1 protein-coding gene is annotated in these 272 nt (G+C 49.6%); it reads right to left on the bottom strand.

The window, feature by feature from the left end; genetic code table 11:
* Positions 1-168 precede the first annotated feature (168 nt).
* On the bottom strand, positions 169-258 hold the full coding sequence (locus SB773_RS31785; RefSeq protein ID WP_410594306.1) for a hypothetical protein: 90 nt from the start codon (positions 256-258) through the stop codon (positions 169-171).
* Positions 259-272 lie beyond the last annotated feature (14 nt).

Here is a 272-nt window from a genome sequence, read left to right as displayed (position 1 = left end):
CAAGTGCCCGGGGTTCTTCATAGCTTTCAATCACAATAAGCGGGCTGTGAGCCTGTACCAACACCCGTAAATCATCAAACTCGTGCATGTATATCCTTTACACCAACAAAAAACCCACTGTCATCCAGTGGGTTTTATCAGAAAGCGACAACGGTGCCAAGTCGCTCTTTACTGCATAGCCAACAACATAGTGGCAGGTTGCTCCAGATATTGCTTCCACAGGTTGGTAAAGCGGGCAATAGTGCCACCGTCAATCACGCGGTGGTCGCCCG

This window comes from Bacillus sp. SIMBA_074 (genome assembly GCF_046534555.1).
GTDB classification, from domain to species: Bacteria; Bacillota; Bacilli; order Bacillales; family Bacillaceae_G; genus Bacillus_A; species Bacillus_A mycoides.
The sequence above is the reverse complement of the archived record's forward strand: the minus strand, read 5'-3'. Positions and strand labels throughout refer to the sequence as shown.